Source organism: Butyricimonas muris, from assembly GCF_046365375.1.
Taxonomy (GTDB): domain Bacteria; phylum Bacteroidota; class Bacteroidia; order Bacteroidales; family Marinifilaceae; genus Butyricimonas; species Butyricimonas muris.
The window spans coordinates 101773-123604 of the sequence record NZ_JBKEIT010000013.1; the positions used below are offsets into that span (position 1 = coordinate 101773).

The 21832-nt window shown below is 44.5% G+C and carries 17 protein-coding genes and 1 tRNA gene; 6 read left to right on the plus strand and 12 right to left on the minus strand.

Features of this window, described 5'->3' with window-relative positions:
* Window positions 1-16: 16 nt before the first annotated feature.
* The 10 genes from ACK8P8_RS19260 to ACK8P8_RS19305 form a co-directional block, all read right to left on the minus strand.
* The gene (locus tag ACK8P8_RS19260; protein WP_410026153.1) at window positions 17-604 is read right to left on the minus strand and encodes an RNA polymerase sigma factor; all 588 of its coding nucleotides are present in this window, start codon (window positions 602-604) and stop codon (window positions 17-19) included.
* Between the two features lie 58 nt (window positions 605-662).
* Window positions 663-1292 carry a class II aldolase/adducin family protein gene (locus ACK8P8_RS19265; protein WP_369860211.1) on the minus strand — a complete coding sequence of 210 codons (630 nt, stop codon included), beginning with the start codon at window positions 1290-1292 and terminating at the stop codon, window positions 663-665.
* A gap of 69 nt (window positions 1293-1361) precedes the next feature.
* Complete coding sequence (locus ACK8P8_RS19270; protein ID WP_369860212.1) at window positions 1362-2723, minus strand: trypsin-like peptidase domain-containing protein; 1362 nt, start codon at window positions 2721-2723, stop codon at window positions 1362-1364.
* 4 nt (window positions 2724-2727) lie between these two features.
* Window positions 2728-3819 carry a thioredoxin family protein gene (locus ACK8P8_RS19275; protein ID WP_369860213.1) on the minus strand — a complete coding sequence of 364 codons (1092 nt, stop codon included), beginning with the start codon at window positions 3817-3819 and terminating at the stop codon, window positions 2728-2730.
* A gap of 61 nt (window positions 3820-3880) precedes the next feature.
* The gene (locus ACK8P8_RS19280) at window positions 3881-5464 is read right to left on the minus strand and encodes a PKD-like family lipoprotein (RefSeq protein ID WP_369860214.1); all 1584 of its coding nucleotides are present in this window, start codon (window positions 5462-5464) and stop codon (window positions 3881-3883) included.
* A gap of 18 nt (window positions 5465-5482) precedes the next feature.
* Entirely contained in the window at window positions 5483-6307 is an 825-nt protein-coding gene (locus ACK8P8_RS19285; RefSeq protein ID WP_369860215.1) for a DUF4843 domain-containing protein, read from the minus strand.
* A gap of 18 nt (window positions 6308-6325) precedes the next feature.
* Window positions 6326-7720, minus strand: coding sequence for a RagB/SusD family nutrient uptake outer membrane protein (locus tag ACK8P8_RS19290; protein WP_369860216.1), 1395 nt, complete (start codon window positions 7718-7720; stop codon window positions 6326-6328).
* A gap of 16 nt (window positions 7721-7736) precedes the next feature.
* Window positions 7737-11075 (minus strand): SusC/RagA family TonB-linked outer membrane protein, encoded by a 3339-nt coding sequence (locus ACK8P8_RS19295; protein WP_410026154.1) that lies wholly within the window; start codon window positions 11073-11075, stop codon window positions 7737-7739.
* Window positions 11076-11184: 109 nt separating this feature from the next.
* Window positions 11185-12351, minus strand: coding sequence for a FecR family protein (locus tag ACK8P8_RS19300; protein ID WP_369860218.1), 1167 nt, complete (start codon window positions 12349-12351; stop codon window positions 11185-11187).
* Between the two features lie 89 nt (window positions 12352-12440).
* Complete coding sequence (locus ACK8P8_RS19305; protein WP_099291748.1) at window positions 12441-13019, minus strand: RNA polymerase sigma-70 factor; 579 nt, start codon at window positions 13017-13019, stop codon at window positions 12441-12443.
* 131 nt (window positions 13020-13150) lie between these two features.
* Here ACK8P8_RS19305 and ACK8P8_RS19310 point away from each other — a divergent pair, with 131 nt between their 5' ends.
* Window positions 13151-14068 (plus strand): DMT family transporter, encoded by a 918-nt coding sequence (locus ACK8P8_RS19310; RefSeq protein WP_292270182.1) that lies wholly within the window; start codon window positions 13151-13153, stop codon window positions 14066-14068.
* A 257-nt stretch (window positions 14069-14325) separates the two neighbouring features.
* Here the strand turns inward: ACK8P8_RS19310 and ACK8P8_RS19315 are convergent, their stop codons facing one another.
* Both ACK8P8_RS19315 and ACK8P8_RS19320 read right to left on the minus strand, forming a co-directional pair.
* The gene (locus tag ACK8P8_RS19315) at window positions 14326-16257 is read right to left on the minus strand and encodes an ATP-binding protein (protein ID WP_369860219.1); all 1932 of its coding nucleotides are present in this window, start codon (window positions 16255-16257) and stop codon (window positions 14326-14328) included.
* 156 nt (window positions 16258-16413) lie between these two features.
* Entirely contained in the window at window positions 16414-16890 is a 477-nt protein-coding gene (locus tag ACK8P8_RS19320; protein WP_099291745.1) for a Dps family protein, read from the minus strand.
* Window positions 16891-17191: 301 nt separating this feature from the next.
* Here ACK8P8_RS19320 and ACK8P8_RS19325 point away from each other — a divergent pair.
* From ACK8P8_RS19325 to ACK8P8_RS19345, 5 genes are all read left to right on the plus strand, one after another.
* Window positions 17192-17266 (plus strand) — tRNA-Val (locus tag ACK8P8_RS19325).
* 95 nt (window positions 17267-17361) lie between these two features.
* Window positions 17362-17940 (plus strand): Crp/Fnr family transcriptional regulator, encoded by a 579-nt coding sequence (locus tag ACK8P8_RS19330; RefSeq protein WP_227217095.1) that lies wholly within the window; start codon window positions 17362-17364, stop codon window positions 17938-17940.
* Window positions 17941-18004: 64 nt separating this feature from the next.
* Window positions 18005-18427 carry a GNAT family N-acetyltransferase gene (locus ACK8P8_RS19335; protein ID WP_369860220.1) on the plus strand — a complete coding sequence of 141 codons (423 nt, stop codon included), beginning with the start codon at window positions 18005-18007 and terminating at the stop codon, window positions 18425-18427.
* 126 nt (window positions 18428-18553) lie between these two features.
* On the plus strand, window positions 18554-19294 hold the full coding sequence (locus ACK8P8_RS19340) for a response regulator transcription factor (protein ID WP_369860221.1): 741 nt from the start codon (window positions 18554-18556) through the stop codon (window positions 19292-19294).
* 87 nt (window positions 19295-19381) lie between these two features.
* Window positions 19382-21718: a TonB-dependent receptor gene (locus tag ACK8P8_RS19345; protein WP_369860222.1), complete on the plus strand. Its 2337-nt coding sequence runs from the start codon at window positions 19382-19384 to the stop codon at window positions 21716-21718.
* Window positions 21719-21832 lie beyond the last annotated feature (114 nt).

Sequence of the window (21832 nt, forward strand, 5' to 3'; positions counted from 1 at the left end):
TCATGTTTCTTCTCATTTAAAGAACACATGACTTTAAAAAACGGGTGACAAAAAAAATCAAAAAAATGAACCACCCCTCACCCAAACGTTCACGAACATAAGCATACGCCCTCTTTTTCTGCGTCTTAACGGAATTTTCGCTTATCTGCAATTTTTCGGCAATCTCTTTCACTTTATCGCCATTCATACTCATCAACAGCACATCCTTCTGCTGCCCGGACAACTCGTCCACTATCGCGTAGAACCTGTTCACGACATCTTCCTCCACCGCAATCTCGATCACTGGATCAAACTCTTCCTGCTCCTCCAGCACTTTCTCTCCCCATTTCTCGTAAAGTCCTTGAGCGTACCCTTGATCCCGTACCAGATTTAATGAACGGGTATATACCGCCCGGTACAAATAAGCTGTTAATGAAGACCCATCTTCAAACCGGATAGATGAATCCCATATTTTAATGAAACAATCCTGAACAACATCCTCCGCAACATCCGTATCTTTCACGATTTTCAAGGCATAGTTACAGAGTGCAGGATAAAATCTCCTGTACAACTCTCTCCACGCTCCCTCTCGCTTCTTGTTCACATTTTCAATAAAATGATCCATAATTACAATATCCAATTCTAATTCAGATCCCATCACCTTAATACAAAGATGCAAATAATTATCGAGAATTTAAACGTAATCTCTTCAAATTCTCGACATCTTTTTTTCCAAGTACCTCATATCTACCTCTACTTTGAACGATAATCCGGCACGCCATCTCGAAAAATAACGCCCGTTGAAGCACATCGTCAAAATCCTTCCCGCACACCACCTGCCCGTGATTACTCATCAGCACCGCATCGTGTTCCCGCATACCGTCAATCACCGCTTGCGCCAATTCCGGTGAGCCGGGACAATAATAAGGAATAACAGCAATCTCCCCCACGTGATAAGGCACCTCCAATGTCACGTTAAAACTTTCCGGTTTCTCCTTCATGCACGCCACAACAGTCGCGTACTCCGATTGGAAATGCAACACCACGTTCACGTCCGCCCGCTCCCGCATAACCCCCAAATGAAAAACACTCTCCATGGAAGGTCTTACCCCGTTTTCCGACAGCCCGCTCACCACATCACATACTGCCACCCGCTCCCCCGTCAAAACAGGCAACCATGAACCCGTCCCCGAAACGAGAGCCTTCTCCCCGACTCTCCATGACAAATTCCCGCTACTGCAAAGCATCAACCCTGCCTCACCATACCGGTGCGCTTGGGTCACAAAGTACTCTATATTCTCTTCTGTGATCATAACAAGCGCAAATAACGTGAATTAATTCAAAAAAAACAAGCAAGGGAGAAGGTGTCAAAAAAGCACGCGTTATATCTTTTTTAATTTCAACAAATACTTTTCCGTTTCCGAATCCGAAGGACGTGTCATATTCAACTCCAACACCCGTCCCTTGGGATCCAACAATATAAAGCGGGGAATCCGGTCTGCCCTGAACGCCTTTAAAAACGACTCATTACCGGCAATCCACCACTGTACACCTCCCATCTTTCCCATTTCCAAAGCCCCCGTCCAACGCCATTCTATATGATCACAAGAGATTCCGATAAAGACAATATTCTTCCCCTCCATCTTTTTCTCCAACTCCTGCAAATAGGGATACTCCTTCCGACACGGGTAACACCACGACGCCCACACGTCTATAAAAACATACTTCCCCTTCAACTCCGACAACGTATGCTCTTTCCCTTGAGCATCCTTAAACACGAACTCCGGACATTTATCCCCTTTTTTCAATTCTGTCGTATCCACTCCATTCCCGGCTTTCACAACTTGCTCTTTTCCCATCAACCGCACGATCGAACTCACCGGGATACACTCCTTTATCCCCATCTGTCTATCCGTCGGCTGTTGGTCTACATAATATATCGGATGAAGGCACGACACTATGGCAATCATATTTCCCCGGTCATCCATAATCGGTCCCCCGCTGGAACCCTTTGCAAAATCCGCCGTAATCTCCACCCGGTTTCCAAAGGGATTGCCCGCCTCCTTTGTAAACGTGCGGGATACTACCCCGGTCGTGTACACGTAGGGATACCCTGCCGGATTCGTTAAAGCATGCACGTTCTCCCCTACCGCGATATCCTGTCCTATCGGCATCGGCACCAATCTGTCACCCCGGGTATCAATCTTGAAAAAAGCCAAATCCCCGCTCCGGCTATAACTGAGAATCGAGGTTATCGAATATACTTTTCCCGCCTCCGTCGCCACGAAAAGAAGACTATCCCGCAAATCCAACCGTGCCGCAGTATCAATCAATTGCCAAAACACGTGCCAATTCGTCACGCACACCCCGTCTTCCGACAACACCACCGCTGTTGCCCACGGCTCAATCGCCTCCGGACGTGTCGTGGCACGCAAATACTTGAACATCATCAACACACTCTCCCGCCTCTTCTCGACAATCTCCCCCGGCTTCAATTCCCGTTTCCCGGCAGGACAAGCCTTCATATCCACCGGTGTGCCCTCCGCCAACGTTTGACACTCCTGCTTTAACGTACTCATCCCCTTGAACAAAGAAGTTGCCCCCGGGCGTTTCAACGAATCGAGTATCGTCCACCCCAACCGGCCATAATCCCGGTAAACCACCTTTTGCGCCTGACTTCCACTCATTCCCCAAAAAAGGACAAACAAACTAAAGCCTAACCATTTAAAATAACGTCTTTCCATCCGATTACTTTTTCTCTAATGCATACGGGATAAAATTCCCTAGTGCAAACTTAAACTTATCATTCGTCGTTTCCGCCAAAAGCTTTTTAGCCAACGCCAGCATTCGTTCCTGCTGCCCGGCATCCCCTTTACCTTTGATCGTCAATGCTAACGGGAAAAAAGCCGCCAATAAATGTTCATGTTCAATCCGCGGAAGATTCTTCTCGCAAGTTGTCAACAACTTCTCTATATCCCCGCTCCGCTGGGCCCGGGCAATCTCGGCAAACATCTTCAAACGGGGTTTACTCGGGAACTTATACCCTTCCATCTCTTTCTCGATAGCGTCAATAGCCTCCACTCCGCTCTGTTTGTCCCGTCCCGTAATCATATTTGTCAACTTTACATCAAAAGCTGTCGCGATCTTCTCGTTCACCCGTTCCTCTCCCACGCTCTTTTGGAAACGAACGGCATTCGCCAACAAATACTCCATGTTCGGGGAACCTACCGGGGTCAATGCCGGATGCTCGTACACGAACCAATAAGCCGTATCCACCCGCTGAGCATCACTCAAATTTTTAAGCAACAAATCCGCTACCTCAAACACCTTCTGATCATCTACCGCCAGTAAAGCCTTAGCGTACTTTGCCAAAAACATCGACTCCCGATCTCCTGCCTCGTATTTCTTGGCAAGCACCCCGATAGCCGTATCCTCATCCAACCCCTCGGCAACCCGTTTGATAAAATCGGCAGCCGTTTCACTTCCCCCGACAATCCGGTGTTGCACCTCCCCACCTGTATTCAAAATCAAAAATGTCGGGAAAGCCGCAATCTCGTATCTCTTAGCAACATCCACGCCTTCCCCTTCCTCTGCATTTATCTTTAAACACACGAAACGGGGATTCAAATACTCCCCCATTTCCACCTTCGGGAATATCGTGTTCGCCATATACTTGCAGGGCATACACCACGAGGTGTACATATCTACAAACACCAACTTTTTCTCCGTTTTCGCTTTCTCCAAAGCCTTATCCAGCGCCAACTCCTCAAAATTCGTTTGGGCAAAAGCCCCCGTTTGCAGCATAAAACATGCTGCAATGACATATAAAATCTTTTTCATTACCGTAAAAATTAAATAAAAACGGCACCCGCACGCACCCGCGGGAACCGTCTTGACAAGATTAACTATACCTGTAAATATTATTAAAAAGCCTCCAATTGGAAGTATACCAGAACATAAAACGTACCTTCCCCTCGCCCCTCATCTCCAAATCCGGCACTAAGGTCAAACCGCCGTTCACTGACCAATTGAATGAATATATCGTGTAGCCCGTCCCCGAAGAGGTTGCCACTACCAATCGGTCAAAACGGCTATCATACACGGGCGGACTCCACGTAGATTCATTGTAGTCATAATTATTAGCGATATACTTGCAATAAGTCACCTCTCCCTCGAAAGTATGCACATCCATCACGAACGAATCATTATCAATATCATAGTAAGAAAGTCGGTTATCCTTGATAAAATAGATTTGATTTCTTGTCTGATGCATCGTGTAAAAATCAGCCGAGGCAAAAGCCTCGCAACGGGATACCGGTATCTCCCGGGCAAATCGAATAGGTCCGTGAGTCCCACTATACCACTCATAGGAAGTCAATCCGTACAACAACAAATTTTCTCGATCATCCTTCTTCCGCATCAAAGCGTAAGCCGTTCCATAATTTGTCAAGTGTTCCGGGTCTACACTCCCGTCCGTCTGCCCCATATAAATCAAATCGGCATTCATTCCGCTCGGGGAAATTCGTAATTCATCAAGATCACGATAAGCATTATCGAAATATTTTATCTCCATCGTCGTCGACATATTACCGGAAGCCTGAAGTAACCCGAAAGAAGAACTCAATTCATCATACACCAACATCGGATTACTATATCCATAACACACCAGATAAGGAGCAAGATGGTAATTCCCCAAAAGTGAGGGCATAAAAGCAGCCGCCCCCCCCTGCATCAAATAAGCCTGACCGCCATATATTAAACTCGCCGAACCGGACAATTTCATATAAGCCTCCATATTTCCGGATGTAAAATCCGGAACTTCGTAAAACAAATCCTCGTTCCTCGCCAATATATTCTCGTCAGCTACCCGATACATCAAAATCTCCTTTTCGCTCACGGGAGTCAAACACACTTGATTCCTTTCCGCACTTCCCGTTTCCGGGTTATACCACAGGTAATTATCCGTACTGAGCAACGATACCGGACGCCCCCGCATCGGCTCGCCCAAAGCCAACGACAACACATCCGTGGCGAACTCTGTCCCATCCGCTTGTACCAGCGAAAGATCCATATCCGTGTTCCCGTCGACAGTTTCCTTCAGAATCAACCATCCCCTGTCAATTCGGGGAACAATCGTGTACGAAAACGAAAGAAGCGCTTGAATCCCCGTTTCCACGTGAGTCGCTTCCACTTGCAATGTGACAGAACCGATCGTATCTACCCGCCACTCCAACCGGGAATCCTCCGAAATCAATTCCGCCTCCGAACCGTGATAACGATACCAGTTATAAGTACACTCGACCTCCTCTCCTCCCATCGTACACGTGGGAGAAACACGAATCGGCTCCCCGGTTTTCACTGAACCGTTAGCTATATTTCCGATCGCCAGATTCGGCAAACGATGAATGGTGTTTTCCTTGTCATAACAACCCGTCAACAAGAGTCCCGCCATCAAGACTATCACCAGAATATATATATATTTCATATCTTTTCTTTTTATCATTTACCAATAAGCCACAGTAGGGAATACCAATTCCGAATCGGGATCATCGGGATCTTCCCTCAAAGGCGGCAATCCCTGTTCTGCCCGCTCGGCATTTTCCAACCTCAACTCCCGGTTAAAAACATACAAATAATAATTCCGATCTTCTCTAGTCAACGACTCGATGAATGTATTATCCCAATTTTCTCCGGTCACTCGAATCATAAACTCATGCCTCACACGACTCCACGACCCGGCAAAAAACCAATCATCCCACGCGCTCGGTCTTGATATACAATCCGCTATCCGTAACACGATATTACTATGCGCCTCGTCTCCCGCCGTCAAATCCTCGGAATCCGCGATACGGAAAAAAAGCGTGTACGTCGTGTCGCGCAAAGACTCGTCCCGCAACACAATCACCGGAATCCGGGCTTCCAATTGCCCCGGTTCTAAAACCAAATGTTCAGCCATTCGCTCGTCATCAAAAGAAACATAATGCACGCCTGCTTCCGCCTGACGAGGAAGTACCCGTAAAACAGAGTCTGTTACCAAACCATCATTTCCATAAATATATACCCATTCCTGCCCCTCGTACTGTTCCAATTTAATCCGGCTACTCTCCTTTGGCAACATCCCCTGCGGACGCACGGTAAACCACACCGTATCCAACGCCAGATTCTCGTCTTTCCCGACGAACGAATAACTGTAAACATTAGGATTAAGAGAACTTTCATTCAAAACAAACTGCACTCCCCTCCAGCCACTACCGTAACCGGGCAACGTCTCCTCGCAGGCAACACAACAAAAAGCCACACACAAGGATAATATTAATACACGTATCATAAATTACTCCTTTCTTTATTAATTTTCGGTCGTACTTAACTCACGCAAAGGCAAAGGCAAAACGTAATCATCTACCCCGTTCTCCCGGTTTGACCAACGCATAGTCACAGCCCCCAAACGTTTATACACGAAAAACATCTGTCCCTCGGCCAAGAACTCTTTCAAATATTCCAATTGAATAACCTCTCCCCGGTTAGCCTCCGTCAACTCGGTTGTTTCCACCCCTCTGGACGCCAAAAAATCCGTGTACATCGTGTTCGCTTCCGTCAAGTCGGCACACTCGGCAATAATCAGATACATTTCAGCCAGACGAAGCAACGGTACACTCGAATACGGGGCAGGATTTTCCGTGTCGTAAGAAGCCATATTACCGTATTTATTCGGCGAGCGATAATCCCCCCTCGCGGCGTACCACAATTGAGAACGAATATCCGACGAGGAATACAAAGCTGCTATTCTAGCCGAAGTCTGTGAAAAAGCCGGACTATTTCCGTCCGCGATCATATTATCGGCAAATTCTTCAAGACTCAACCCGAATAACTGTTCCGAAGAATACAACACGCGGTCATACCGGTTAAAATCCTCTTGCGTACCTAAAACAAACACGCCCACGCCACTCTCGTTGACAGCATCCCGAACCAACCGGGCATAACGCAAAGCTTCCTCCCGTTCACCCAACCACAAATGCACCCGGGCCTGCAAACCCAACACGGCATAATAATTCATCCGATTTTTACGATTAGCACCGTAAGTAGACTGATACGCGTTCCCGGCAACCGCGGGATCCACTCGTTGCAATAATAACTCGGCGGAATCCAAATCCGTGCGAAGTTGAGCCATATAATTCCGGTAATTCGAATACGAATAGTTCTCCAGTTGCACGTTCAACACGTAAGGCAAATACAAATAATTCTCGTTCACCTGCCCCGGCATCGGTCCCCACAGGCGGATCAGATCAAAGTGAATAAAAGCCCGCATTCCCAAAGCCTCTCCCCGGTATAAATCCCGCTCTCCGCTCGACAACACGTTATCTTGCCCGTCTATATGCCTCAACAAATTATTCAAATTAGCTATAATCTCGTATTGATTCAGAAACAGCCTCGACAATGTATTCTCCACCAAATCAGCACGGTAGTCATGCACCACGTACTCGTAAGCCGTACCGCTCTCTGCGTTCGTGTACCATAAATTAGCCATATATTCCGTGGCTCCCAGTACCATAGGTCCGTCCGGGGAATAATTATTCCGCATCAAAGTATAACATCCGATAAGGGCATCATAAAATCCCCCTTGTGTCTTGAACATATCCTCCTCCGTTATCTGTGTTTCCGGCTGAATCGTCAACCAATCCGAACAACCCGACAACCCGAATAACACACAGGACAGTATTAATAAATTTCTCATTTTTTTCATAACGCGTTCAAATTAGTTAGAATGTACATGATATTGAAAACGATGGTTTCACGGAAAACGGATAGGCTGTCCCTCGCTCCTGCTCAATCGTGGAAAGATACCACAAATCCATCATACTGGCAGACAAACTTAACCGCTCCATTCCCATGTATTTACAAATCCGCCGGGGAAAATCGTATTGTATATTAATATTTCTCCAGATAAAAGTCGATTCATCCATCACAAACCGGTCAATAGCCGGAGTATTCCGGGTATTTGCCAGTCCTTTATAACGTGTCACGTCACCCGGCTTCTCCCAACGCTCGGACAACACACGCTTATCGACATTCACCCGCGCACAAGCATTCTCCACTTTATTCAACAACGTCGAATTAAGCTTCTGTCCGCCCAACCGTAACTCGAAACCGGTATTCACCGAGAAGGATTTATAACGGAACATCGTACTGAAACGAGCGTTCACCTTCGGCGTCTCATTACCCACCTTATACTTGGCACGTATATCCAAAGTCGAAGAAACCCGCCCGTAACGGTCCACGTAAAGTACTTCCCCCGTGGCAGCATCCACTCCCGGTGAAATATGCACGTATATGGCATCCATCGACTCTCCTTCCCGGTATTGTAAATAAGTATCAGCCGCACTCTGGTGATTTACCTGCTCCTCGATCTGCCGTTTCATCTCATCGGAAAGCGACACGATCTTGTTCTCGTTCCACGACATGGCTCCCCGCACCGACCACATGATATTCTGGTTACGCAACAAATTCACGGAAAGATTTAATTCTCCCCCGACATTCCGAAGAGTCCCGACATTTTCCGCATAATTCTGGAATCCATGTGAATAGGTCAATCCCACGTCTGAAATATAATTTTTTGTTTCTTTGCGATAATAGTTTCCCTGAATAGACAAAATCTCGTTGAACAAAGTCAAGTCCACGCCGATATTATGCTGGTAGGTATCCTGCCAACGTAAATTCGCGTTTCCGATCCCTTTCAGCGTGGCACCCATATCGCCATTATATCGTTGATCCCGGTCATACTCGTATGTCGTCAAAGCCTTGTAAGGATCACTGGGCAAAGCACTGGTCACCCCGTAAGAGTAACGCAAACGCAACAAATTCATCCAAGGAAGATTCTCCTGAATAAAATTCTCCTGACTGACCGTGTAGCCAAAACCCAATGACCAGAACGGCGCGAAACGATTTTGTGAACCGAAAGAAGAAGATCCGTCCAAACGATAAGAGAAATCGACAAAATAACGACTGTCAAAATTATAATTACCCGTCATCGTGAAACCAACCCGACGACTCTGAGTATCCGTGGCAGACGGACGTTCCGTGGCAAATCCCGCCGCGTTGGAAATATCTGTCAGTTTATCGTTGGCAAATCCCCGTACCCACAAAGAATAACCTAAATTTTTCGTATCGAACAAACTCCCGTCTAAACCCAAAAATACACTATGCCGCCCGAACGTATTCCCGTAACTGCCCGTAAATCCCAATTGCCATGAATGCATCTCGCGATATCCCCACGTGTAACTTCCCGCCGCGTCAGGATCGGTCGTATTAATAAAATCATTACTGGATTTCGGGACGAAACGGTCATCACGGTCAGTTTGACTGGTATACCCGAAATTCGTGGATAATTTCACTCCCTTCACCACATCCCACTCGACACGGAAAGTATTTCGGATATTAGTATATTTAGTCTTATCAAATTTATTAATGGAAGCCTCCCACAAAGGATTTGCTTGAGGGACAACATTCGTTTCCGAACCAAAAGTACTAAAAAATTGCACGAGCCGCCCTTCCTCATCGTAAGGATACCAATAAGGATTCAACGTCACGTAATCAGAAAAAGTCCCGTACGGACTCTCCTCGGAATTATTCAACCCCAAGGAAAAAGTATTCATAAAACGGAATTGTTTAAGCAAATAACTGATGCTCAACGTCCCGTTGAAATTATTCCTGCAAGATCCTTTCATGGCTCCTGCCACACTATTGTAAGACAAATTCATCGTGTAACGGAATTGCTCGTCACCACCCCCGAAATCCAGATTATAATTCTGTCCGATACCCGTACGCACCGGTTTACCAATCCAATAAGTATCCACACCCTCGGCAATTGCCCGCACGTTCTGCCTGTACAATTCCATACGTGCCGCGCTATTATACAATCCCGCGCGTACCTCCAGATCCAACTTCTCTTCCGCGTTCAACAAATTATAACTTGACAAATCGGGAATCTCCACGTTCAAGCCGGCAGAAACAGAAACCCGCAACTTCCCTTGACGTGGTTTCGTCGAAGTGATCACTACCACCCCGTTCGCCCCCCGCGAACCGTAAAGTGCCGTAGAACTAGCGTCTTTCAATATCGTTACCGACTCCACGTCCGACGGGTTCAAGTCCATCACCCGCTCCAAAGTCACCTCGAAACCATCCAGCACGAACAACGGTTGGTTCAACTCTGCCCGGGCATACGACTGCAAATTCGTGATATCCGGCAAACCGGAAATACCCCGGATCTGAATCTCCGGCAAGATATTCGGGTTTGACCCGTACGTGTTATTCTCCCGAATCACGAAAGCCGGATCGATATTATTCAACGTCTGCAACAAATTCCGGTTCCCGTAATTCATAATATCCTCCTTCGTGATATGCGTCACCGCTCCCGTGAAACTCTCTTTCGGCTTATTAAAGATACCGGTCACCACCACCTCGTCAATCTCCGCCAAATCATTTTTCAGCGTAATATTCATGGGCTTATTATTATCTCGCACACGTACTTCCTGCTTCTGAAAGCCGACATACGAGAAAATCAAAACTAAAGAATCCCGTTTCGGCAAATCAAAATTAAACTTACCCTCCAAATTTGTAGTAAACCCAAGCATCGTACCTTTCACCTGAATCGTCACCCCCGGTAACGTCATTCCGTCCGAATCCTTCACCGTACCCGTCACCGTGATTTTCTTCAGCGTATCGGTAGCCACCAGTGCCCGCACGTAATGAATCACCACGAAGTTGTCCGAAATCTCGAACTTCACGTCGCTTCCCTTGAAAATTGTCCGCAAAGCTTCTTCCAGTGTCGCATCAAAAAAATTGACATTCACTCGTTTCGCCACGTCAATCTTGGAATTGCTGTAAAAGAAATCCATCTTCGTCGACTCTGCGATTTTGTTCAGTACCTGCTCGATCGTGGCATCCCTCATTTTCAAGTTGATGCGTGCCGTTTGCGAATACACCGCCGCCGACAAATGCATCACGCACACCAAACATAAAATACCTGTTATTCGCATGACCAATAAAAATTTTTTTAGCCATCTGGGGGGATTAATCCCCAAATCACAATTTTTTTTCATACATTTGTTTTTAAGGTTTATAATTTGTCTTGTCCTCCATCGCCAAACGTCGGACAAGACGCTTATTTATCAAGTGCCGGGAATGTCGCTATACATTCCCGGTATTTATTCATCCTTCCGAAATAACAATCGTTTTTCCCTTCACGCTGAAACGTACCGGACTCGTGCTCTCTATCATCCGTATCAAATCATCCAACGGCTTGAATTTCACCATGCCACCCGTGAAACGAGTCCGTTTCACGTTCTCGTTCGTGAAAAATATCTCCACATCATACCAACGAGAAATCTGTTTCGCAATCTCCTCCAACTCCACGTTATTAAACATGAACCTGCCATCTATCCATGACGTGTACAACCGTATATTCACCTCCCGTTTCTCTAGCTCACCCGCTTCCCCGTACGCCTGCTCTCCCGGAACCAGCGTAATGGGTTTCTGTGTACCGGAAGCCACTTCCACGCTACCATCCACCAACGTAGTCGAAACCACCTCGTTATCCGTGTAAGCATTCACGTTAAACCGGGTTCCCAGCACCTTCACGTCCATTCGGGAAGTCTCCACGATAAAAGGTTTACTCTCGTCCCGTGCCACATCGAAAAATGCTTCACCCGATAGCATCACCCTTCTCTCCTTTCCCGTGAAATTTTGAGGGAATATCAACTTGGTAGCGGAATTCAACCATACCCGCGTCCCGTCAGCCAACACGATCTGATACTCCCCCCCTCTCGGAACAATCAACTCGTTCTTCCTCTCTTCCCGCGAAGTCACAACAGTATCCTCCCGGGAATAACGTAACAAGCGATTCGAATCCACTTCCACACGAACATTCTCGCCTCGTGCGATCAACATATTCCCGGACGTACTATCCAACACCACGGTTTTCCCGTCAAAAAGCTTCAACACGGCACGCTCCGCCCCCGGGCGAGCCACCTCGCCGAATTGCCGATGCAAAACAATCTTTTCTTCTTTCAACCCCTGCCACAAAGCAAAAGCAATACCCAACGGCAAAACAAACATCGCCGCGTACTTCCACCACGCGTGCAACCCGATCCGTTTTCCCCCGCGTACTTTCAATCTCCTTAGCGTACCCTCCACGTCCGGGTTAAACTCCCGCCGCAACAATTTCGCTTGCTCGTGCAATCTCCGCATCTCATCGAAAATCACCCGATGCTCCCCGTCAGCTTCCAACCAACCCGACAATTCCCTCTCTTCCTCTTCTGACAACACGTCATCGAGTTTACCGGAAATCAATTCATATACCCTGTCTTCAATTTTCATTCTCTATGGTTTTTACATAGAGTACTGCAAAACACGAAAACAGGGTGAAGAAAAAAATGATTTTTTTTGAAAAAAATATCCGAATATAATTACCTCCTCCCGTAAAGCAACAAGAAAAGAGTAAACTGTCCCCGTTGTAAACTTTCCCTCAAAGTCTTATAGGCAATCTTAACCTGAGTCTTCACCGTGTTCACCGAAATATCCAAAGCCTCAGCCACCTCCCTGTACTTCATATCTTCCAACACCACCAATTTAAAAACGGTCTTACACTGCAAAGGCAATTTCTCGATCTCCCCCCACAAACGATTCAACTCCGCACTTTCGAACTCGACAACCTCTTCGGGAGCCTCCAACTCCTGTTTCAACCCCTCCAAATCAACACGTTCCCGCCTATCTTTCAAGAACGTGAAGCAAGCGTTACGCGTGGCAACAAACAAATAACTATCAATGGATTCACCTTCTGCGATTCGGGCACTCTTCTGCCATATCTTCTCGAAAATCTCCTGCACGATATCCTCCGCCACATCGAAATGCACGACAAACGTAGCGGCAAACCGACACAAATTCTTGTAACGAGTACGGAAGAGAAAATCGAAAGCAGCCTCTTCTCCCGCTTTCAAATCTCTCGTCAAAATCGCCATGTCCCGATATTTCAAATTCTCTTCCATTCGCTTGCATCAATTAAACTCGACACTCTCAAAAATCCACATCCGAAATTGATTTTCAAAATTAATAAAATCCCGGAACAAATCTCTGATTTTAGTCCTACTTTTGTAACGAACATTTAATTCAAGTTCACATGACCAGAGAAAAATGGCAAGGACACATCGCTATTCTAATGACAAACGTCATCTTCGGATTGAACACCCCTATCGCCAAAACATTAGTCCCGGAATGGATTCACCCGTTTGCCCTCACGCTGGTCAGGATGTCATGTGCCACCTTGATTTTCTGGAGTATTTCCTTGTTTTTGCCACGAGAAAAAGTAAGTTTTAAAGATTTGACAATACTCTTCTTCGCCGCCCTCTTCGGGCTTATCGGGGCACAATTGTCCTTTGCCGTCGCCTTGCAATACTCCTCGCCCGTCAACATCTCCCTTATCGCCGCCATGACTCCCGTCATCGTTATGCTCATGGCAGCCGTGTTCCTGAAAGAACCTATCACCGGCAAAAAAGCAACCGGAGTATTTATCGGGGCTTGCGGGGCATTGTTATTAATACTTCAATCCACTCCCGCGGGTGGCGGGAGCAATCACACGCTCGGCACTCTTCTCTGCATCGTGAATATAGTGACTTATGCCACGTACCTGATCATCACCCGCACCATATCGCGGCGTTACTCCCCGGTCACTTTAATGAAATGGATGTTTCTCTTTGCCGCGCTCGTTGCTCTCCCCCTTGGCCTCGACAAACTCGGCGAATCCAAAATATTCATGACACCAGTGCTTGACCTGAACGCCCTGCTACGCCTCGCGTACATCGTCATCATGGCAACCGGAGTCGCTTACCTGCTCGTACCCATCGCCTTGAAACGTATCCGCCCGACCACTGTCAGCATGTACAACAACGCCCAACCGATCATCGCCTCGATCGTTGCTATCCTCATCGGACAGGATAGCTTCACGTGGGACAAACCCGTCGCCGCCCTCCTCGTGTTCCTCGGCGTCTACCTCGTGACACAAAGTAAATCACGAGCCGATATCGAGAAACAATCGTAATTTGTACCTGTACTGAACAAAGGGAATACATGCACGATTCCCACAGGATTCGTGGTATAATTCCGGTGTAATTCCGCATCACTTCCGTCATGAACGCTATAGGAACCCTATACGAACGCTATATACAATAGCGTTCGTACAGGGAAGTAAAAGCTAAATTAAAACTTTATATGCACTATTGAACCGGAAGTGATCCCCTATTCCCGCGGAAATCACACGAGTAACGAGTAGGATTACACCCTAACCTATACTATCTATTATAGAAGTCTATCCCCCGGTTTCAAGGGCAAAGAGAACCAGAAAGTACTTCCTCTCCCTTCCTCGGATTCCACGCCGATAGTACCTCCCAGCTTATTCACGATCGTCTGGCATATCGCTAATCCTAATCCGGTTCCGTTCGAGAAACTATCCAATTTGATAAATCGTTTGAAAATATCGGTTTGCTTATTTGTCGGGATGCCCCTACCGGTATCGGAAACAAAGAAACGTAACTCATCCCCCCGTCGCTCGTAACCGAAATGCACGTGTCCCTTATTCGTGAATTTCAAGGCGTTGCTCATAAAATTGGATAATACCTGCAATACCCTGTTCTTCTCCGTGTACACTATGCACTCGTCATGACGGGAGATAAAAGCCACCTCTATATCCGGATTATCGACTATTTTCTGGCAACTACTTAACTCGAGACTTCGTAGCAATTCATTCATATCCACCATCGTGTAAACAAATTCCAACGTCCCAGCCTCAATTTTGGACAAATCCAGTATATCACTGATCAATTGTAACAACAACTCGTTATTCCGTTGAATAATATCTATATACTCTTCTCTCTCCGTCCGGTCTTCCGTCTGTGTCAATAATTCGCTGAATCCCACGATAGCGTTTAACGGCGTACGAATCTCATGGCTCATGTTTGACAGGAACATCGATTTCAATTTATCGGAATTCTCCGCGGCCTCTTTCGCCCGTATCCACTCTTTCGCCACTCTGCGCCTTTCGGTTACATCCTCGTATTTCAACACGACACCCCGCGGTTGCCTGCCATCTTCCACGGACACGGGAGTCGCCACAACTTCAACAAACACATCGCCTTCCAGTTCCAATTCCTTCGTTTCCACTTTACCGGAAATCAAAGCCCGCTGCATCACACAGCCGGGACAAGGTTCCTCTCTGCCCATAACGTTCCGGTAGCAACATACCCCTTGTTTGTATTTTCCGGCTAAAGGATGCGTGGAATACTTGGCCAAATTTTCCCATTCCACGATATAATCCGTGTTCACGTATACCAATCCGCTATTCGAGTGATCCAGTATCAACTGATTGATCTCTTGTATTTGCCTCAAATTTTGATTCGCCTTTTGCAATTGCTCCTGCACCCCGATCAAATCGGAAATATCCCAACGGGTCGCTAACAACCAATGATGAACGTCGTTTGCCACCATGTTTTTGTTCACGATCGAAACGTGTTTCACGCCATCGGGGGTCACGTACTCCTCTTGTTCCCGGTACGAACCGCCATTCTTTATAATCTCGAAATCTATTTCCCTGTACTGACGCCCCCGTTCTTCACCGTAAATTTCAATATCATTTTTCCCGAGAACTTCTTCCCGGGTATATCCTCCCAGTAGCTCGCATTGTTTATTCCAAAAAATATATTTCAGATCGTCCTCGATATCTTTAATAATCAATGGCATCGGCATATTATCCAAAACAGCGTTCAACAGCCGCTCGTTCTGCTTGATTTCAGCCTCCGTCTTCTTACGTTCCGTGATATCCCGCTCGAAACAAGCGACGAGATTATCCTCCACCCGCTTGAAACGTCCCTCGTAAAGTATCTTTTTCCCGTTCATCGTTACCGAATACTCGGACTCGCGCACCTCGCCCGTCAATAAAGCCTCTTGTATATTAGCGGTCACGTCCTCCACGCACTCCGGGTCAACACAATTCTTCAAGTTTCTCCCGATCAACGCCTCAACCGGTAACGACAATTTCGAGGCGTCGGCATTATATATCTTTTGTATATCCAGTTTGTTATCCACCATGAAAATCATATCCGGCACAGAGCTGATGATCCTCTCCGGCATCGTTTCTGCCATACCGTCACGCGCTTCGGACATCCTTCTTTTATAGTAAAGAAAGAAAGCCAGATTACCTAAAGTCACTATTCCGGCAATAATATATTCCCACATGGTGTTGATGAATTAGATTGTTATATAACGCAAATATAGTAATTAAAACGTCACCCCAAGGGAGAAGTTGCCGAAAAAGGTTTCTATAGCTGATAAAGAGAAAGGCTACCGGATGATTCCGATAGCCTTCTGTGGTTACAAATTCAAAACTTAAACTTATTCACTTAAAAATGCCCGTAGCATCCACAAAGTCTTTTCCTGTTCGGAGATATAAGGATTGATCATATCCTGAGTACCGTCATCTCCCGCCTCAGCTGCAAGTGCCAGAATCTCTCTTTCCTTCCGGATTAAAATCACGAGGCTGTCCATGATATGCTTCACGCATTCCAACCCGTTGGAAACACCCGTTACTTCTTTGATCTCGGCTACTTTCATGTAAGCCGAGTAAGCGTGTAACGGGGTCCCTTCCAACGTAAGCACGCGCTCAGCAATCTCGTCTATTTTCTCGATAGCGTCATTGTAATACTCTTCAAATTTGGCATGCAACTGGAAGAACCCGCGTCCCTTCACGTTCCAGTGGAAACCTCTCACGTTCTGATAATACAACTGATAGTTTGCCAATAAATCATTCAAATGCTCAACTAATTGTTTTGATTTCTCAACGTCTAATCCGATTAAATTCTTTGTTTTCATATCTATTGATTTTATTATTATATTTCTCTTTTATTTTTCTATTACAAATAGAAGAAATATAATAATATAAATCAAATCGATTGTTTTTATAATTACATCTAATAAAATTATAACAACTGCCATTCAATAACATAGAATACAATAAAATCTCTATTTACATGAAAAATAATTTTAAAATGACTTTTCTCTATCATTAAATTCCACATTTAAATAAAACCTTCTTCTTTTTTGAAAAAAAATCGACTAAACTTTTGCAGTATTCAAAAATTGCATTACATTTGCACCCGCAATCAAGCAACACGGGCGCTTAGCTCAGCTGGTTCAGAGCATCTGGTTTACACCCAGAGGGTCGGGGGTTCGAATCCCTCAGCGCCCACTCCCGTGGAGTCGAAAGGCGAAAAGGAAAGACAAAAACCTGTAAGCATCAACAACTTACAGGTTTTCTTTTTATAATCCAGTGACTTTTAGTTTATGCTTTTAGAAAAACTACTTAAAGAATTTAATTTTAGCACCAATACTTTTAATTTGGAGGAATCTAAATTATTCGACCAATATTTTGAACGAATATTAATTAGCAAAGGCACATTCTTGATTAAGGAAGGAGAAATAGAAAGGTATAGTCATTTCGTTTTTGACGGAATATTACGTTGCTGGCTTTTAAATCATAAAGGGGAAGAACAAGTTTTCTGGTTTTGTAAAGAGGGTACGTTTTCAATGTCAAACATATCTTTTACATTACAAACAAGGTCTGCATTTAACGTGCAAACAATTGTAGATAGCGTTATTTACCGAATAGACAAACAACAAGTAAATGAACTATATACTGCTATCCCTAAGGTAAAAACCGTATTCGAAGATTTGAATGCTATATTGTTGAATAAACTCTTGAAAAGAAATATCGACTTGATTAAATATTCTCCTGAACAGTATTATCTACAGATGATTGAAGAATATGGCATTACATTAAACTATATACCATTAAAAGATATAGCTTCTTACTTGGGTATCACACCGCAAGCACTAAGCAGAATCCGTAAACGTATTTCTTAACTTGGGTTCAGTGTTTTGAATATACAAGTTCCGAACTTTACAGCCTTAAATCGAAATTACAATTATGATTAGAAAAATAAAAGTTACGGATTATCCGCGTTTGATGGAAATTTGGGAAAGTGCAGTGTTGAGTACACATGATTTTCTCAAAGAGGAAGATTTTCTATACTATAAAGAACACCTTCCGGTATATTTTCAGCATGTCACTCTATTCGGGTTTGAACAAGAGGGTATCTTAATTGGGTTTATGGGAATCGCTGAAAGAAATCTTGAAATGTTATTTATCGACAATAATTATCGAGGCACGGGTATCGGGAAAAAATTGATTACTTATGCCATAGATAATTTGCAAGTAACTAAAGTCGATGTGAACGAGCAAAATACTCAAGCTGTCGGTTTTTATAAACATATAGGCTTTAGCGTATACAAAAGGTCAAGTTTAGACGGAGAAGGTAAAGAATATCCTATTTTACACATGCAGTTGTAGCCTTCAATATTATACCTGAATATTTGACCTCACGGGCGAGAGGCGTGTTTTGAAGTGAAGCCTAAAAGTTGTTTTTACACGAGAATTACTATTTTTACGCTTGAAACAAACATAATAGCCAATTCTATGGATAATCTTCAAAAAGAATACCTCGAATTGTTGAAATCCCAGCATTTCGATAAAGAAGAGTTGGATTATGACATACTGGATAAACATATTTCGGTTTTATCAAAATCAACTGTTTTTTCAGGAAGCGCGGTATCGATTTTCGACATGTATAAAAAATGCCATGTTTACGAGTCATCGTATCACAAAGAACTGTTCAAAAATTCAAACGGGGAATACACGAGCGTGCAAATTCATCCCGATGATTACGAACAAGTCCTGAAAAACGGCATTGCCGCGATGAAGCATATTTTCATGCACAATAAATACACGAAATACAGTAAACTGATTCGGGAATACAGAACTTTGATTAACGGTAAGTACAAAAGAATTACCGAACAAATACAAATTCTGGAAATAGACAAAAGGGGTAATATCTGGTTGTCTTTAAGCATTGTTGATATTTCCCCCAATCAATCCCCTTTTTCAAAAGTCAACTCCCAACTGGTCAATTTCAAAACGGGAGATATATTTTCCCCGCTAGACAAATATTTCGATAAAGACACCATTTTGTCACAACGGGAAATAGAGATATTGAAATGGATAGAACGGGGAAAGCTAAGCAAGGAAATCGCTGAATATTTAAACATCAGCATACACACGGTAAACACTCACAGGCAACGAATACTTGAAAAACTGAACGTGAACAATTCCATAGAAGCGATTAAATACGCTCAAACATTAGGCTTACTGGATACTTGATTACTGATTTATCAGTATTGTAACCGCCGCGAGAGCCGGGTAATTTTGCATCAAAATTCTTAAAAACAATTTAATGCAATTGAAACCATGAAGAAAATTTGTATTGCTATTCTGCTGAATACTCTATTTTTCAATTTCTCGCACGGGCAATCATACCAGACCGTCAAAGGAACTGTCACCGAAAAAAATAGTGGCACTCCTGTTCCTTACGCGACTGTCATGTTGCTTAATATTACTCCCGCCATCGGCGCCATCACGGACACGGCAGGTCGGTTTTCTTTGCCGAACGTACCGGTGGGAAGACATAATATAGAAGTACGTTGTCTAGGGTATGAAACCGTTAGCGTGAAAGAGATTCTTGTCAGTTCTTCCAAAGAAATAATTCTTGACATCCGTTTGCAGGAAACTTTAATGGAATTGGGCGAAATAACAGTCAAACCGAGCATCAATAAAACACAACCTCTTAACAGCATGGCTATCGCGGGCGGGCGTATGCTGAGCGTGGAGGAAGCAAGCCGTTACGCGGGCGGGATGGATGACCCGGCACGTCTGGTATCCTCGTTCGCGGGAGTAACAGCAAACGTGGGAAATAATGGCATCGCGATACGGGGAAACGCACCCAAGTTTCTACAATGGCGCATGGAAGATGTCGAGATACCCAACCCGAACCATTTTGCAGACGTCACGAGTTTCGGCGGTGGAGGATTGACAGCTCTAAGTAGTCTGGTTCTCGGGAACTCCGATTTTTTTACCGGGGCTTTTCCTGCCGAATACAACAACGCCCTATCGGGTGTTTTTGACATGTATCTTAGAAATGGCAACAACACACGCCATGAACATACCGCGCAGATTAGTTTTCTCGGTATCGAGGTTGCATCCGAAGGACCTTTCACGAAAGGATACGACGGTTCCTATCTCTTTAATTACCGTTATTCCACGCTGGCATTATTATCACCATTGCAACCGGAAGATGCGGACGGCACAGACTATCAAGACCTGTCATTCAAATTATTTTTCCCAACCCGTAAGGCCGGAGTTTTTTCCGCGTGGGGAATAGGGTTAATTGACCACTCGGGGACCATAGCGGAGAAAGATAAAAGCAAATGGCAATACGAGCAGGATATGGAAAATCAAGACGTGAAACAATACGCCGGGGCATTGGGAGTCAATCACAAGATAAATATTGACAAGACATCTTTCTTGAAAACAACAATAGCGTTGACCGTTAGCGGGTTGGATATGCACACGGAACGAATGAATGAACACGTGTTACTTGTACCGAAAAACGTTATAAAAAATACCAACTGGAACTTCGTGCTTTCCTCCGCGTTCCAAAAACGATACAGTGAACATCATACAAATAAAACAGGTTTCAGAATTACCGGGTTGAAATATGACATGTTCATGCAAGACGCGCAACAAACAAGGGGAGAATTACAAACTTTAACTGATGAGTCGGGATTCAGCTCTTTGCTTACCGCTTATTCCTCATCCACGTTCCGGTTTACCAACCAATGGAACGTGAATGTCGGGATAAACGCACAATATTTTACCCTCAACGGGAATTACACGATTGAACCGCGAGTGAGCCTGAAATGTCAATTTATGCCTAACCAAGCATACTCTTTGGCCTATGGCGTGCACAGCCGTTTGGAAATGCTGAATTATTATTTCACGGAAAAAGAAGGGAAAAAAATAAATAAAGACCTTGATTTCACGAAAGCGCATCATTTGTCTTTAGGTTATGATTTGAATATTGGAGAAAATAAACATTTAAAAATTGAACCTTATATACAATATCTATATGATGTTCCGGTTTTACCCGATAGCACCTACTCTTTTATTAATTTACAAGGCAATGATGATTGGTTTCTGTCGGAAAGACTTATTAACACGGGGAAAGGGCTTAATTACGGGATTGATATCACATTCGAGAAATATATGTCACGCGGAGATTATTACATGATAACAGCTTCCATATTCAATTCCCGGTACAAAACAACAAGGGGTGAATGGTATAATACCCGTTATAATCGTAATTTCGTACTCAATTTACTCGCGGGGAAAGAATGGATGCTAGGTGAAAATAATCAGAATATACTGGGGATAAATGCCAGAGCAACATTTCAAGGTGGTGACAGGTATTCCCCGATTAATGAAATCGTTTCTTTAAAACAACAAGACGCAATTCATGACGAGAGTAAACCTTATTCTAAACAATTAGCCCCAGTATTGCTCGGACATCTAACAATAAGTTATAAAATAAACAAGAAAAAAGTGTCGCATGAGGTTGCGGCCAAAGTACTGAATATTACCGGATACAAGGATTATTACGGGCATAGGTATAATTATATCATGCGTCAGGTGGAGGCTGAAAGAGAAGCGAATATAATACCGAATATTAGTTATAAAATAGAATTTTAGATTTTATACCCATGTGCCATCATCAATATGTCAGTATCATCATGTTTCACGTGTACCCTTTTAAAGAAGCCCGGCGGACAAATCCGCCGGGCTTCTTTAAAATCACTATCGTAT